This is a genomic window from Litoreibacter roseus, assembly GCF_009811795.1.
Lineage (GTDB): Bacteria > Pseudomonadota > Alphaproteobacteria > Rhodobacterales > Rhodobacteraceae > Litoreibacter > Litoreibacter roseus.
In genome coordinates this window covers 22,931-38,113 of sequence record NZ_BLJE01000007.1, presented here as the reverse complement: position 1 = coordinate 38,113, position 15,183 = coordinate 22,931, and the positions used below count along the sequence as shown (strand labels likewise).

Annotated in this window: 12 protein-coding genes; 2 read left to right on the top strand and 10 right to left on the bottom strand. The window is 53.4% G+C overall.

The annotated features are described in order from the left end of the window. Positions 1–5: 5 nt before the first annotated feature. A complete protein-coding gene (locus KIN_RS20165) occupies positions 6–1,259 on the bottom strand; it encodes an AAA family ATPase (RefSeq protein WP_159810544.1) in 1,254 nt (417 codons plus the stop codon). Positions 1,260–1,440: 181 nt separating this feature from the next. Here KIN_RS20165 and KIN_RS20160 point away from each other — a divergent pair, with 181 nt between their 5' ends. After that, positions 1,441–3,030 (top strand): alkaline phosphatase D family protein, encoded by a 1,590-nt coding sequence (locus KIN_RS20160; protein WP_159810542.1) that lies wholly within the window; start codon positions 1,441–1,443, stop codon positions 3,028–3,030. 152 nt (positions 3,031–3,182) lie between these two features. On the opposite strand, the gene KIN_RS20155 is transcribed toward KIN_RS20160, so the two are convergent. The 5 genes from KIN_RS20155 to KIN_RS20135 form a co-directional block, all read right to left on the bottom strand. Continuing rightward, the gene (locus tag KIN_RS20155) at positions 3,183–3,938 is read right to left on the bottom strand and encodes a hypothetical protein (RefSeq protein WP_159810540.1); all 756 of its coding nucleotides are present in this window, start codon (positions 3,936–3,938) and stop codon (positions 3,183–3,185) included. Positions 3,939–4,157: 219 nt separating this feature from the next. Next, complete coding sequence (locus KIN_RS20150; protein ID WP_159810538.1) at positions 4,158–6,209, bottom strand: ATP-binding protein; 2,052 nt, start codon at positions 6,207–6,209, stop codon at positions 4,158–4,160. 220 nt (positions 6,210–6,429) lie between these two features. Continuing rightward, the gene (locus tag KIN_RS20145; protein WP_159810536.1) at positions 6,430–7,545 is read right to left on the bottom strand and encodes a Fic family protein; all 1,116 of its coding nucleotides are present in this window, start codon (positions 7,543–7,545) and stop codon (positions 6,430–6,432) included. A gap of 209 nt (positions 7,546–7,754) precedes the next feature. Beyond that, positions 7,755–8,357, bottom strand: a complete 603-nt coding sequence (gene scpB, locus KIN_RS20140) for an SMC-Scp complex subunit ScpB (protein WP_159810534.1) — start codon at positions 8,355–8,357, stop codon at positions 7,755–7,757. Continuing rightward, entirely contained in the window at positions 8,354–9,307 is a 954-nt protein-coding gene (locus tag KIN_RS20135; protein WP_159810532.1) for a DUF1403 family protein, read from the bottom strand. Before KIN_RS20135 ends, scpB begins: the two co-directional genes overlap by 4 nt. Positions 9,308–9,433: 126 nt before the next feature. On the opposite strand from KIN_RS20135, the gene KIN_RS20130 reads away from it, so the two are divergent. After that, positions 9,434–10,639, top strand: a complete 1,206-nt coding sequence (locus KIN_RS20130) for a tyrosine-type recombinase/integrase (RefSeq protein WP_159810530.1) — start codon at positions 9,434–9,436, stop codon at positions 10,637–10,639. Positions 10,640–10,675: 36 nt separating this feature from the next. Here the strand turns inward: KIN_RS20130 and repC are convergent, their stop codons facing one another. The 4 genes from repC to icmT form a co-directional block, all read right to left on the bottom strand. Beyond that, positions 10,676–12,001, bottom strand: a complete 1,326-nt coding sequence (gene repC, locus KIN_RS20125; RefSeq protein ID WP_159810528.1) for a plasmid replication protein RepC — start codon at positions 11,999–12,001, stop codon at positions 10,676–10,678. Between the two features lie 171 nt (positions 12,002–12,172). Continuing rightward, on the bottom strand, positions 12,173–13,150 hold the full coding sequence (gene repB / locus KIN_RS20120) for a plasmid partitioning protein RepB (protein WP_159810526.1): 978 nt from the start codon (positions 13,148–13,150) through the stop codon (positions 12,173–12,175). Positions 13,151–13,222: 72 nt separating this feature from the next. After that, entirely contained in the window at positions 13,223–14,419 is a 1,197-nt protein-coding gene (repA, locus tag KIN_RS20115; protein ID WP_159810524.1) for a plasmid partitioning protein RepA, read from the bottom strand. Positions 14,420–14,876: 457 nt separating this feature from the next. Next, positions 14,877–15,179: an IcmT/TraK family protein gene (gene icmT / locus KIN_RS20110; protein ID WP_159810522.1), complete on the bottom strand. Its 303-nt coding sequence runs from the start codon at positions 15,177–15,179 to the stop codon at positions 14,877–14,879. Positions 15,180–15,183 lie beyond the last annotated feature (4 nt).

Here is a 15,183-nt window from a genome sequence, read left to right as displayed (position 1 = left end):
GCATTCTATTCGCGTTGAGAGGCCAAAATCTTTTTCATTAGAATCTGTTGCTCTTCGTTTAGTGAAACGGCGGCATCTTCATCCAATGGGCGGGATCCCAAAACTTCTGACAATGCCCTTAAGCGTGCCTCGTCAGCGTCCGTCTTGTTTTCCTTGCGCTGAATTTCTCGGTACTCGTTTTTTGCAACCTCTACTTGTACCGACTCGTCACTCATCTGACCAAAAGCTTCAGTCGCGATGAGTTGATTAAGCAACAGATTTCCTGGATCAATATCAAACAGTTCGACCATTGGATCGCCGTCGCGACGGACACAATAGTGGAGAGCACCTAACGGGGCCTGTTGCGCCGTCACGACAGAGTGGGTTGTGACAACCAGCTGCATTTTTGGAAGTCTATCTTCTAGAAAATCCAGAAGTCTGCGTTGCCATTTGGGATGCAAATGCAAGTCAACTTCATCAATGATGAGGAGACCACGAGCACTCAGTGGATCCTTGTAGTCGCCAAATGTGTTTGTGATCTGAAAAAGTAGATCTCCGACCCACGCCGCGACGCTTTGATAGCCATCGCTCAGCGACCTAAGCGGAACTTTGCCATCTTCGGTCTCAAAGATGAGCGCCTCCTTTCGCTTATCGATGTGGGAAAACTTCATTTCCGGCAAAAAATCAGAAAGCACGGCGCGGATGACATCGAGACCATCACCATTTGTTGAATAATCAAGCTGCATCGCCCAGCTCTCTAGTGGATTGAGCGTCGCCGACGGATCAAAGAGCGAAAGCATACTCCGGGCACGTGGGTGGTTGCGGCTGGAAGAATGCCCCCTGTCCGACAATCCTGGCTCAGACAGACGGCGCGATGCACCAAAACCGATTGTGAGGTAACTACGGTTCGTATGTTCCAACGCATCATTCAATAGCGACAGTGTCTCTGAAGAACGTTTGATAAGTTTGGACAGCCCTTCACCACGCTTGATCAACAGGCTAATCTTGCGTTTTTGTCCAGATGCCGTCTCAATCTCAGCGACGATCTCACCTTGCTCGGCTCCCATCGCAATCCAATCATCGGGATTGCCAATCAACTCGGGCAAAGCATCTGATCCCGCCATGACCAGTCCAATGGACTTAAGAATGGTCGACTTACCCGTACCGTTCTCACCTGTGAATATCGTCCACTTTCGATTGTTCCCGCCAGGCAAGTCGAAATCGACAAAAACATCCTTGAAGCAACGGATATTCGAGAGTCTTATAGATGTGAAAAACATAGCATTCTGCTTTCCGGCAAAGTAACCCAGCTCAAACGCTTGGCTGCTCCACACTAGTTGAAACGTGACATGGGCTCAAACTCTTAGATCAGTGTACATACGACCCAAGTGATGGAGATTTCCTGAGACCACCGTGCGGCAGGCTTCTCAATTAGCAACACTTCAGTTTTAAGGAAGACGCATGATTTCACTCGGACCAATTTTGGGCATAGAGCGGGACTACAGATATTCCCTTATCTTGCTACTCCCCAAGAAGCTTGAGACGGCAAGCGGCGACCTTCTAAAACTGGTCGTTTCTGCGCGAGGCAAGAGAACCAGCAATCCGCCGGCAACCTATGCCAGTACATTCGGTCACACCCTTTACCGCTTCGAATTTGAGGTTGATCCGTCCGTCGAGACAGAGGCCGTTGACTACACGATCGAGCTTTCTGGGGCACCTCTAGAAAACGCGTCCGGCGAAACCAGTTGGAGTTTTGTCGTCCCTGGTAAGGAAGTCGTACCAAAGGTTGGCTTTGCTTCATGTAATGGCAATGACAAGCTGCTGGCACCTGAGATGGACGCCGCCGAATTCGTTATGTGGGATAAATTGATCGCAGCACATAACCAAGAGGAGCTATCATATGCTTTTCACTGTCTGCTCCTGTGTGGAGATCAAGTATATGCAGACCCCATCTGGGATCGGGTGCCCTACTTCAAAAAATACGGCCTCAACGGACGAAATAGCGGTAAGAAAATGTCTGCGCACAGGATCGACCCTGCTGAAAAAGAGGCCTTCATTGCCCAGCTAGAGGCGTTCTACGAAGATCTCTACATCGGATGCTGGACCCGACCTTCGATCGCAAAAGTGCTCGCATCTGTGCCGTCTGTCATGATGTGGGACGACCATGACATTTTTGACGGCTGGGGGTCGTATCCCACAGAACTTCAGAACTGCGAAGTTTTCCAAGTGATCTATGATGTTGCAAAGAGATACTTCGAACTATTGCAGATCCGAACCCGGTTAAACTCGGCTTTAATCTCAAATGATCACTATTCTCAGCGGGTGCCGTTCCGCAACTTCGAGATGCTGATCCTAGACAACCGATCTCTGCGCACTCGCGATCAAATTATGTCAGACCTCCAATATCAAGAGCTGGAAAGCGTCAGGGATGGGTCAGTGTTCGACCAGGCCAAGGGCGAACTCGCCAAACAGAGAACATTCATCTTTGGGATCCCCGTTCCCGTTGCTCATCTGAACTATAAGAAACGTGCAGAAGGATTGTTGGGGCGATTGGGTTGGCTGTTCAAAGGTGATTTTAGAAAGAGCCTTGACGACGATGCACTGGATCATTGGGATCATCATTTGCACGCGGATGAGCAAAAGCGCCTGATTGACCTACTTTTCAGTTTTGGCGACCGTCATGATCCCAAGTACATACACATTGTATCCGGAGATGTGCACTCGGCAGGTGCCGGGCGTATCGAAAGGCGACAAGGTGCAGAACGGCACGTAAATCAGCTAATTGCATCACCGATTGTTTATCACCCAGTCGGGAGATTCCAACAAAAGATAGTTCATTGGGTCTCAGAAGATGTCACCGATATTCCCGGTTATCGAGTACGTGTAGACAGGTTTGGTCTAGGAGAGAACGCTCCCGCGAATATCTACGAGCGTAATTTCGGTTTTCTATACAAGGCCACGGGCAAGGGGATTATGTTTTATCTCACGCTCGAGCACGACCAGGAGAAATATGCTTGGGATCAACCGCGTTTGTTCAACCCTGATAGTTGACTGCCTAATGATGACCGAGGCAGCGTTCGACACGTCATTCATTCTGGAGGAAAAGGCAGATATTGGTTGGCGACGCAAGGGAGCGTCAGAGTACAGGCTGTAATCTAGTTCATCGCGACATCTCTTGAAATGAGTCACATGGTGCGGATCTACTATCCGTCTTCTGCATCCTGTGAGAAGTGGTTCCAAGCCTGCTGAAGGGCGGCTCGAATTCCTCTGCCAGCCTCTGTAACAGGTTCAACGCCTTCCAGAATGAGACTTGCCCCACCTGTCACCAATGCCATTGCCCCAGAAACACAAAGTTTGCCCACTTGTTGTCCTGCTCCCAACACAAAAGCATCCTTGAATTGGTTGAATAAATTGCGCTGTGGAGCCCCCGATCCTTGTTGATCTTGACCAAACTCGTGGAGCGCTTGTTGCGCTTGTACGCGTTCTTCCGGGGTAAGCACAGTCAAGCAAAGCAGAAGGTACTTTTCGCCGGAAAGTTGGAGAATGGCGGAGTTAAACGAGCTATCTACTATGCCAAACTCTGTGCGAACAATCTTTTCCGCATATCCCCGCAATACGGCATCATCGAGTTGGATCTTGACCATACCGTGGTCGCTAGGAAGCACTTCCGCGCGTCTGAGCTCGTTGCGGAGATGGGTATTTAAGAAGCCTTCATCATTAGCTTCCCGGAAAGAAACTTCATCCCGCAATCCTCGAATTTTTCGCTTCGTTGTTCGCAAGACAAGTGCCGCATCAAAGTCTGTTTTGTCTTGGAAGCCAGGAAGATGCTTTTGTAGTAACTGGATCAGCAGCAGGTCGACTTGCCTTTTTGAAAGAGCCCCGAAACCAACCGCAGTATACTTGTCAAGAAACTCTTGAGCGAAGGCAACAGCATTATCTGCGTTCTCGGGAGCAAACATGAACTTCTCCAATTCTAGTCTCTGAATTGTGAACGGTGAAAAAACGTGGTGGATCTCTCGTCAGCTTCCTCCAATGCGCCAATGGTAGCAAGCATCTTGGCGATGAGACAGCCGCCCCTCGTAGTAACGTCTACGCAATATGCCAAGTCTTGTTTCATGAGGAATGCTTGGGATTAGCTGCGACGCCCAAACGGCTGTGGCCATACACTGGGTACAGAACTATTCGGCTGCCTGGCTAGAGGCGGATGATCTGTCAGAAAAGAGTCGATCCCCCTTACTCGCAAACGAAAGACTGGCGGCCTCTAGGAAATTTTGATTGCGTACCTTGGCGTCCCGCACAAGTTCTTTCCATTCAACCACCTCCATCGTTCCACGGAATTCCCCGCCCAAGTAAGTGAACTTACCCCTCCCGCTAGGCGAGTCATGCCAGCTCTGAGTATCAGTTTTGATGTCACCGACTAAGTCGGCAACGATGTAGCAATGAAAAACGACGTCTTTAGAAAGTTCGATCAAGTCTCCGTTGTAAGAGCGAATTTTCCCATCTTTCAACTTGTCCATATAGCGATTCATCTGACGATTAATGGCATAGTCGCCTTTGTAAGACGTTCGTTCAGGCTTCTTAAACTCGACCAATATCACTCGTTCCAGCTTGTCTTCGGTGCCTAAACCTAGACCGTGGACTTTGTCCCAAACCATCAAATCTATTCGTTCAGAGCCATCATCGTCTAAGAAGTCTTTAGCCATTGCGTCACTGGCAAAGTATGTAGCCGGTGCAAGCCGTTCATCCAAAAGCCAGAGGTCATGCGTAACAGGCTCCACACCTGCCGGATTGCCGCTTACAACACGCATCGGACAAATTAGCTGGTGGAACGTATCTTCGAGATGGGTATCGAGCCTCCCTTTCAATATACGAACCTTGCCAAGCAGTGCTTGCATAATTTCAATAATGAATTTTCGCCGAAGTATATACTCCATAAGCTGCCGATTTTCGTCCTTGGTAGCTTCTGCAGCTGCAAGTTGGATTTCACGCGCCAAATCAGGTTGAATTTCTTCATCCTTGGTCAATCGCTCTAACACCGATTGAACCAGTTCGCGCCGGTCGCGGTCAGCTCTAATTTTATGTGGGATTAATGATTTTGCAAACGCCTCATGGTTATCCGCGTTCACAGGTGTTTTGCCCAAAAGGGCTTTGGACGACTCGAAACCGAAGCTGGGATAGAGATCAACGAAATCCTCCAATTGCTCCAGCCTGTACGTCTCATACGAATCCACTTCATCAGGAATGATTTTTTTCTTAGCATTCTCAACGCACTCTTTTGTAAGCTCCTCAGCTGTCTTTTCCGCGAAATTGAATTGAGTGCGCTCCTGATTGACCCTCTCATCAAGGAATGATCCCGAAACGCAGGCGTGAAACACCCCCACACCATCTGGTCCAACTCTTTTTACGCCCAAAAGGCCATCAACTTTTCTGGTCTGTACTGTTCGGCCTGACGAAACAAGATGCAGCTGATGGCTTCCATCGAGGTCGGCGCTCGCCTGCGGTTTCATTACATATGAGTCAAGTTTCAATCTGCCGAACTTCTCAGAAGTGAACTCCAAGGCCGGCTTTGTTTCAAGCAGCATATCGTTTACCGATTCAGGAAAAGTTGCTGACTTTCCTTCAAAGGTCACAGTCATTTCTGGTGCTTTTCCTAGCAAAAAATCTGCTAAGAAGTGTGATCCGAAATGCTTGATTGTTGCCGCAAACTGAAGCGGCATTGCAGATGAGTATGAGTTTGAACGGAGACCCGTCATGGTAACGATTGTCCCTGTCGGAGCCACACCCACTACCTCTTCAACCGTTTCATTGTAAATTGGCTCTGGTCCGGAAAGCCCAAAGTCAAAGGACCGCCTCATTAGCTGCCCATTTTTCCGATAGATGCTAACAACCCTAGTTTTCGAAAAAGCATCCAACCAAAGAAGCCGACCGACACCCTTTCCACCCCGTTCAATTTTGTAATCTGTATCTGTCGTGCAGAAAGCCGCGAACCTTTCATCTTCGAGGCCAACCCCGTTATCTGAAACAACTATCGTGTATGAACCTGCATTCCTAGTGTCGGAGAAGTCGACAAAAACCTGCCCGACTTCTTGGGCATTCTCACCAAATTGGTCGAAAATCGCATGCATTCCATTACTGACGGCCTCAAAAACAGGCTGGAGACCATCCGCGATGTTCGAAGGCTTAGGGAGCCTGCGTACCCTGTTAGCGACGTCACCAACCAATTGTGTCAAAGCATGACCCTCCAAAGTGCCGCGAAGTGATGAAATCGAAAGCATAGCCTCTATCAGTCTCTTTTGACCATCCTGAAAGCATGCTGCCAATTCTGAATGTAGGAACGAATGAGGAAAACACGTCGCACCAAGCCCTGCGCTCCTGATCCGCATATCCGCTTCGTGTCTCAAGTGCAGATGCAGCGAGCTACGGCTTCCCGCCCTCTCCGCCGACGCTGCACTATTCTCTCGACCCCTCAAGCTTGAGCCAGTAGCGGGTATACCGGCGTTCGCCCGTGCGCGTGAGGGCTCCGATCTCAACAAGTTCCTGTAGATCCCTGGTCGCAGTTGCACGCGATGTCCCGGAGATCGAAATATAGTTCTCCGCACTTAGGCCACCTTTGAACCCATCTGGCCCCTCCCGGAACATACGCTCGATAACCTTGGCCTGCCTTTCATTCAACGCGTCGCGATGTCGGTCGTAGAAATGGGCCTTGGCAATGAAGAAGCCCACGCGGTCGAGGGTGACCTGTTGCGCTTCCAGAACGCTCTCTGCAAACCATATCAGCCAAGGCGTGACATCTAGCGTCTGCTGATGCCGCTCAAGCTGATCGTAGTAGTCCTTGCGTTTTCGCTCGATGGTGAAGGCGAGCGCGATCAGGCTCGGCTGCCCAATGTTCTGAGCTAGCGATTTTTCGGCGAGGGCCCGACCCAGGCGACCATTGCCGTCCTCAAACGGGTGGATACTTTCGAAGTAGAGATGACTCAGGCCCGCGCGCGTCAGTGCCAGCAAAGGCTTTTCCGCATCGGGCCCTGTCCGGTTGAACCAGTCGATATACCGTTCCATCTCATCCGGAACCTGCGCAGATGCAGGGGCCTCAAAATGCACGACCGGGCGGTCAAGACGACCCGAGACGATCTGCATGGCATCTTCGTGCTGCCGATAGGACCCGATGGCCTCCAACCTTTTGTCAAAAGACAAAAGCATCTCGTGCCACCGAAACAGGGTGTCGTGCGTGAGGGGCTCCGCATAGGTCGAGTAAACGTCAACCATCATCTCAGCAACACCATGCTCGCGGGGTTTGTTCGGATAGTTGTCTGGTTCCAATCCGAGGTGTCTGCGGAGTGACGACTGCACACTGCGCCGGTCCAGCATCTCGCCTTCAATGGCACTGGTTTTCATGGCCTCATCGCTCAGCAGGTCGATGCGGAGTTGATCACGCTCTGCCGAACTGACATGCTGAACGGCACCCAGGACTTCGCCTGACGACAGCAAGAAACGCTGCTCGAGTGGCGCAAGCTCTGCATCGTCATACCGGAAATCCGGCCAACCGGGCATCTGCCAGTTCCATGCCATGAGTTATAGAACTCCTTTCTATAACTCACATATAGACCACTTTTGAGTTATAGAAGTCAATTCTATGCCTCACAGCGACAACGCCACGTTGCAATCTGATACCCGTGGACCTCAATTCTTCATAAGTCGCCGACTGATTGAAAGTCAAAGCCCGACCAATTGAAAGCCGACGGCTATGCGCGTCAGAAGAGTACCACATATTTCGGACATCAAGAGTCCGGCAGGTCCCGCAAACTCTGCAGATCAAACGTCATCAGAAACATCTCCGTTGTCACGAAGGTATGCGGCGCGCCCGGTCGCGGCGACCTTGGACCGCTCGCGATCAAGTCTTTGTAGCGCAGCCGGGCAAGCAGATCGCGGCTCACCTCCTTGCCGAAGATGTCCTTGAGACCGGCCCGGTCGATGGGCTGATGATAAGCGATGGCGCAGAGCACCCCCATCTCCATCTCGGTGAAGGCGAGCGACTGGTCACCAAGATCAGCCGCGGCCTTGATGGCGTCTGCGAACTGGGTCTTGGTTCGGAACATCCAGCCGCCACCGCCTGACACGCTGTGTCCGACCTGGGCCAGCTCGTAGGGTCGACCAACCAGCTCGGCCTGGATGTCGTCGATCAGCATCTCGATCGAGACCCCCTGCCCCACGACGCGGGCCAGGTCGTCGCGGCCGACCGGTGACGCGCTGGCGAAGAGTACGGCCTCGATCCGCCCCATCCATTCGCGCCAGCGCAGCTCTTGAGGCAGATCGTCGAGCTCCCGGTCAAAAACGGCACTACCCTTGTCCGCCGGTTTCCGTTTCGTGGTCCCGACATTCATGACACGATCCCGTAAAGCCGGAAGGTCGGCCGCCCGGTCAGTTCCCGCGCCACGCCCAGCTCCACCAGCCGGTCGCAAAATCGCCGCGCGGCCCGGTCGGTCATGGGGATAGTGGTTCCCCGAATGTACGGCGACAACATTGACGCTGGCGCGACCGCATCTTCGCCCAGGAACAGATCGACCGCGTTGTCGGACCCCTTTGCACGGAGCTTTGGGGCGATGCTGCAAAGCGCCTCGGCGCGACGCGCAAGGTCTCGCGCCAAGCGGATCGTCTCTTCGATCGCCTCGAGGATCCGTACCTGGACCGCCAGCTCAGCCCCCTGATCGTCAGCGGTTAGGTTCCGCAGCGCCGCCTTCGTCAGCCGCTGCGCCGTAATCGGCAGCACCGTCTTCCAGTTCAAAGCCCGGGCCAAGACGATATCCGAGAGCAGGCAGGCGATCCGCTCCGCCCGGTCGTCGACCTCAAGCACGGCGCGCAGGACGGAGACGCAGCCGGCCAACGGCCCATGAGTTCGGGTGCGCTCCTGTCCCGCATCTAACCAGACACCTACCTCGCCCGCGAAGTCGGCACTCACCACGTCGGCGATATCACCCGCACCAATTTGCCGCATGCGTACAGCCTCGCGCCAGTAGGCAAGCAGATCGCCATCCGGTCCACGTACCTCGCCCGGCGGCGTCAGGTGGTAGGCGTCACGGATATCGGCTTCTCGCGCCAGCCGTCCTTCCAGTTTCGAGGTCGCCGTCGCGGCACTCAGCGCCAGCCTATTGGCCAGGAGTTTTAGCGGCACGCCATGCCTTGGATCGCTGATAAGCTGGTCGAGCACCGTGAGTGCTGATCCAGACCGAAAGGCCACAGTTTCAAGGGTTTCTGCACGCCCAGAGGTGACCCAGCCCGGGAGTTTGGGTAGGTTGCCTAGGTCATCAGAGATCGTGGCGGGCTGATCTGTCATGCCACAACACTAGTCTCTCGCGGCGCTTTCGTCCACAATATGATGTGCAAACCGCCCTACCCTGCGGTTCTCAGCTATGTCCAATAAGTTTGCCTTATCGGACGCAAAAGTGATAGCCTCGGAAACATGAGCAAAGCACCCAAAAAAGCGCCCAAAACACCCGTTTCTGATCTGCCTGAGACCGAGATTTCGACGTCAGCGTCCCGGAACCCTTTGATCCACGCTCAGGGCGACGAGAGAGACCGTGCCAGCGCTACTGATGATCTACCCGATATCGATCTCGACGATCTTCTCGGAGAAGAAGCCGATGAGGCTACCGATCAAGCAATCGCACTGCCTGCCCATGTCGCCGGATCCGGGAACCTCGACAAGCTGGTTGATAAGGCACGCAGTTACGCTGAAGCCGCCACGGCTGAGAACACCAACAAAGCCTATAGGGCGGACTGGAAACACTTTGCGAGCTGGTGTCGACGCAAGGGGGTTGATGCCCTGGTCCCCTCCCCCGCCATAATCGGGCTCTACATCACCGACTGCGCCAAACCGCAAGACGGGTCCCCTGCCCTCTCCGTCAGCACAATCGAGCGCCGCCTATCTGGCATCTCTTCGAACTATCGGCAGCGCGGGCTCTATCTCGATCTCAAGGATCGCCACATCGCCTCGGTTTGGGCTGGGATCAAGCGCCAACACGCAAAGCCACCTGTGCAGAAGGAACCGGTCACCCCTGAGGAACTACTTGAGATGGTGGCAACGCTAACCTTCGGCCTCCGCGATCTACGCGACCGTGCGATCCTCCTTATCGGGTACGCCGGTGGCATGCGCCGCTCAGAGATCGTCGGGCTGGACGTCAACCGGGATGAGACCGAAGACGGCCGCGGCTGGGTTGAGATCGAAAAGGAAGGCGCGATTGTCATCCTCAGCACCAAGACCGGGTGGAAGGACAAAGAGATCGCCCGCGGCTCCTCAGAGCAAAGCTGCCCGGTCCACGCGCTTGAGCAATGGCTCCACTTCGCCAAAATCGCCCATGGTCCCATCTTCCGGCGAGTACTGCGGGACAATTCCGGGGTCCAAAGCGACCGGCTATCCGACAAACATGTCGCGCGTCTCATCAAACGCACCATGCTGAGCGCTGGTATTCGATCTGAGCTAACCGACAAGGAACGCTTGGCACTGTTCTCAGGCCATTCGCTCCGCTCCGGCCTCGCCTCCTACGCTGAAGTCGACGAGCGGTACGTCCAAAAGCACTTGGGTCATGCCTCTGCGGAACAGACCCGGGCCTATCAGCGTCGTCGAGATCGGTTCCGGGTGAACCTGACCAAAGCCGCCGGGCTTTAGCCGTAGATCCGTACCAACGTTTTCCGTCGAGCCACATCATGCCCCTGCCCTCTCGCTCAGCCGGCCATAGAAGCTGCGATCAAGATGCAATTGACCGTCCTGGGCCTTCTGAACCATGCCGCGCAGATACCCGCCGGGCGATGCGACCTCTCCGGCCGCATGCTTGTCGTAGATGAGCGCAATCGCCGCTGCCGCGACCTCCGCGCCGAGCGCCTTTTGTGCCACGTTCCAGGCATGTTCCGAGATACCGACCATCGGCCTGATCATCGCTGCCGCACGATGCACGCCCGTCCAGTCGCGGATGTAACCTTCCAACCCCCGCGCCATCTCGCCAAACTCCGGACAGGTAGCCATCAGCGTTGGCACATCGATGTCTGATCGACGTTTTCGGGTCTGGGTGCTCCACTCGCCACCCAAGTCCACATCTTCCGGCCTCTCAACCGGCACATCGGCCGGGGTTTCTGGCGCTGCGCCCGCCGCGTGCTTTGTCTCAAAGCGATTACTATTTACAGGATCAGGTTGGTTTGTAGTTAGTATGTGGGGCTCATTTGTGAGCCCGCTGGGGGTCATATTTTCATGAATTGAGACAACTTTCGTGTCGATGGAAGGCTCCTGATAGGCTCGTTGATCCGGTGATTCCGCATCCGACGTCTTCGGCCAATCGAATGCTGCCTCGAAAGCAGCTTCCACACGCTCCTTCAGCGCCTTGAACCAGTCGACGATGCCGAGAAGCTTCTCTGAGCTTACAGCGCGCCCAGGAAGCCGTTCCAGCATCGCTGCGAACTCGCCTTGCAGCTCCTGCCAAGGACCCTTCAGGCGGCTCTCCAGAGCCTTCTCGATCTTTGCGCGGATCACACGCCTTGTGATGGTGATCGTATTGCGCAGCGATTTGCAGAACTGGCGCTCTTCCTGGAGCGCTGCATGCAAGGCCTCAAACTCTTCTGCACGGGCTGCCAGCGGCGCCAGATCGAAGCCATAGGCCTGGACGATGTATCCGTCCTCATCGCGCGCGCCGTACCGTTTGCCATTCGGGCTATCTTTGAACGCAATAATGCCAGCCTCGCACAGCCGGCGGGTGTGACGCTTCAGCGTAGCAAGGGAGAAGCCGGTCTGTTCCATCAGGAAATTGTTCGAGGCCCAGACGATTGGCCGTCTACCCTGCTCCCAGTCCTGTGGCTGTGTGACGGCCCCGAACGTGTCCAGTAGCAGCAAGTCCTGTGATTTGAGCCCGATCGCAGCTGCGACCTTCTTTGCGGCCACGATGGCCTGTGATTTGGGTACAGCTAACCGTTCACCGGCTTGGGCATACTTTTCAGCTTGCACAAGGCCCGGTGTTGGCTTGCGCCAACCTGTATGTGTCATGATGGTTCTTTGACCTCCTCTGCTCGAAAGAAGGCAACAGAAATCCGTTCACCAAAGCGGTGTTCTGCGTTGACAGTGATTCGCGGTGAGTGCTATCTATTAGGTGCTAAACAGATAGATCAGCTCTCTTACCGCTTGGTGGAGGGCTTTTCTTTTGCCTGTATCATCTCCTCATGGTTTCGTTTCCGCCTTGAACTGCTCGTATAGTTCCTCAAGGCGTTTGGAGACGAATTCTCCAAACTCGATGCCGCTATGGTCTTTGGCTTTCACGGCAATTGTATAATTTTTCCCACGCTTGGAACTTTGAACCTCGACACGCCTGTCCTGTGGGATCCAGGCCTGCGCCTTCGCAACTGCACCCTTTCGCGGAAGGTTACTTTTCTTGAGAAGTGTAAGCAGATGGTCGAACCGCCGATCTCCTTCCAACTTCAAGAAGGCATCGGTCTTGACGGTTTCTAGCGCCTTTTTTGTATTGGCAGGTCGATCTAGAAGCCCCTTGAGTTCATACCATCGATCACGTCCAGTTGCTCTTGCGGACCCCAGCTGATTGAGAACTCTTTCGTCTATCCCTGCAACAGCAAGCATCTTCGACAATGTGGCCTTGTCGATCGCGAGCGCAGACAACACTGTCGCATTGTCTTGATCGTAGTTTTGCTTGGCCAACTCTGACGCCATCAGTGCTTTTTCTATGAATGAGAGATTGGCCCGAGCGGCATTCTCCTGCCCCTGAGCTACGGCATGATCCCGGTCAGTAAGATCTTTGACGACTGCGCGTACTTTGATCCCAAGCTCTTCTGCCGCTCGTCTACGCCTTGCTCCAAAGACAACCATATAACGCTTGTCGTTTGATGGATGCGGTCGAACCAATATCGGCGAAGATTGGCCCTCTTGCTCGATGGCACTCTTCAACGCCTCAAACTCTTCGGTGTCGTGATCCAGCCGATCCCTGATGAACGATGGGTCAATCAACGCAGGATCAATCTCTACGATCGTCTCACCTTCCAGAAGCTTATCAGCTTTATCTGCCAGGTCATCGAGTGTGCTCGTGATCGACTTCGAAGCTCCACGCGCCGCGAATTCGGGAACTGGTTTCGAGGATGGGGCAGGAGCATCGCCCAAGACGCTTTCAAACGGGTTTTTTCTAGGCATTGCAGAACTCCAACTTCTCTAGAGAACTGTTTTTCCGTCTTTTTTTGACGCTTTTGACTGCAGTCAATTGAGTCATTTCCGCCCCCAAGCTCGATGTATGAGTTCTTGAACCTCCGAATTTACGCTCCACATCGATTCAAGAGCTCTGTCGTATGTTTCACGGTTGAAATTTGCGCGTTCAACCTCGAACAAAGACTGTTTCGTAAGGCCTGCATCGGAGATGGCAGTAGACTTCAGCATCTGGTTTGTGAGGATCTCCTCAGCAAACATCGACTGCATGAAGCCCAGCATTTGACTTTGCGGGATGTCGGTTGGCTCGTAGCGGGTAATCAAATACCTTAGCCAATCCATCTCAACTTGAGCGCCCGCCTTCATCAACGACTTGGTAAAATTGCCAAGAGTCAGAAGAAACTGGCTCATTGACATAAGGTCGAGCATCTCCGGGTGTACGGTAATCAAAATTGATGTAGCGGCGGTGACGGCTGTTAAGGTCAGATACCCTAGCTGTGGCGGACAATCCAAAACCACGACATCGTATTTCTCGTCGACCTCCTCCAGAGCCCTTGTAAGTCGCGTAAAGAACAGTTTCCCTTCGCGCGACGACTGGGCGGCCAGTGGTGTCTCAAATTCGTATTCTGACAGCTCTAGGTTTGCGGGAACAATATCTAGATCGGGGAAGTTGGTCGGGCTGATGAGCTCAGCAATCGAGCAACGATCGTCGTCGTACCTCAATGCGTCGTATACAGACCTGTTGTTATCGAGCTCTGGCTGAAACCCAAAGAGCGCAGAAAGAGACGCTTGCGGGTCAAGATCGAGCGCCAGAACGCGATGTCCTGATAAGGCGAGCTGCTGAGCCAAATGAACGGCAGTAGTTGTCTTACCGCTACCGCCTTTGAAATTCACAACGCCGATTACTTGCAGTTTCTCGCCTTCGCGGCGACGCGGCACGTAGTTTTTTGTGACCCGTTTGCCGGTTTTGTCGAGATACTGGCGCAACTCAAGAATTTGTTCAGCGGTATAGTATCTCCGACCCCCGCTCTTAACCTCCGGGGTAGGGCCCTTGTCCTCTAAACTGAGGCGTTTGAGATTGTTTGGACTAACTCCCAGGAAGCGTGCTACCTCTTGCATAGAAAAGCTTCGCAGTTGCTTGCGGGCATCAGGCGGAAACTGTTGCTGCCGCAGCATATCCAAGCGACGTGAAATCTCAGCGCCCTGTGCAAGAATTTTATTGTCGAACTCAAAAGCCGGAAACGGCCTATCTTGATCCATCTGCTCTCATCCAAAATGGCGCTAATTTTGCGACATTGATTATTTTGTCGCCATTATGGCTAGATTTTCCCTTCCCGCAAGACGTTTTAGACACCCCACCCGTGCCGTCTATCATCTAGATATTGTGTTGCTATCGCCACCTCACACAAAGCAAAGATAAAGAGGGACTATCGGTGTTGACTGCAGTCAAAAGTTAGGAATTACGTATATTAATTAATAGCTTAATCGCGGTCACGATTTTCGCAAGGAACGTCGGAGCGTCTCGTTTCCCGACGGCATTACCTGACTTGCGTGATTGCTCGTGAGCGTTTCCCCCCGCGAATGGGCCTGGTCTAACCAATCGCCTCAGAGCGAAGTTGCTGGATTTGGATCAATAATTCCGACTCAGTCATTTCGATTCGGCGCCACTTCTGGTTCCGTCATCTTTTGTTGGCCTTCCAATTTCAGAACCCCGAGTTCACCGAAGGCCATACTCCACCATAGGCCTCAACCTCGTATACGGCACAGCCGATCTCCGACGGCCCGTCAGCCTGGACTTCACGAGCCTGACCAAACTCGCCAACGAGTAGTTCAACTGGCCCGCTACACCAAACACCGTCAGCGCGATGACCAGTGTCAAGAACGTCCACCACCGAATATGGAACGCGAAGAGCGCGATGAAGAAGATCAAGCGCGCATCGAAGAAGGCGAGGAGCGGCCTCGCCATGGCGTAGCGCCAATGGATCGTGGATCGGTAGATGTTGTAGCGCTCGTCTGGCATGCGC